This window comes from Bacteroides sp. NSJ-48 (genome assembly GCF_014287405.1).
In the GTDB taxonomy this organism is placed as follows: Bacteria; Bacteroidota; Bacteroidia; order Bacteroidales; family Bacteroidaceae; genus Bacteroides; species Bacteroides stercoris.
Genome location: NZ_JACOOD010000119.1, coordinates 1 through 658 on the forward strand (window position 1 = coordinate 1; position 658 = coordinate 658).

Consider the following 658-nt stretch of genomic DNA (forward strand, 5'->3'; position numbering starts at 1 on the left):
AAAGCTTTGATTTTAGCATTGAACGACTCCGCTGAAGCATTTGTCAATCGTTCTTCAAAATAATTTATGATGGTCGTACTATGGTTTGAAAACGTATCAAGTACCTTGTTGAACTCCATATAGTCAAACTTTTCCACTTCATTGTACCATCTTGCGAGATTTAGCCTTGCTTCATCGGGACTTGACTTCTTGTTGAAGATGTCTGTCAGTTTCATGCTAAGGCTGTATCCTTCCAGAAGCTTGGGAAATTTATCAAAGAGAATGGCAGCCCTAGTCTTTTGCTGTTCATTCCATTTGCTCCAGTGTTTCAGTATAATATGTTTGCTTCTGCTTACTATCTGTGGCAGGGTTTCTCCGTTCTCCATTCTTTCAGGTTCCCATTTCCCTATTCTCTCCCTTTCCGCCTTACTCTTTGTTTCTTTCTTCTTTTGGCGATGCTCCCTGATAGCCTGATTTTCCGCATCAAGTACTTTCCACCGATAGCGTATTCTTAACTGGTCAACAGCTTCAGACATGAGCTGCTGTACATGAAAACGGTCATTGATCAGCTTTGCGGCAGGAAACACCTTTCTGACTGTCAGCATCATGGCTGAAGATAAATCTGTAGTGACAGTCTTGACAGACAGCCGTTTCCGGTGCGGAAGCCTGCGCAAGATTC

The 658-nt window shown here is 42.7% G+C and carries 1 protein-coding gene; it reads right to left on the reverse strand.

The window, feature by feature from the left end; genetic code table 11:
* On the reverse strand, positions 1 to 658 hold a 658-nt coding region (locus H8S52_RS19735; RefSeq protein WP_186910415.1), incomplete at both ends, for a transposase.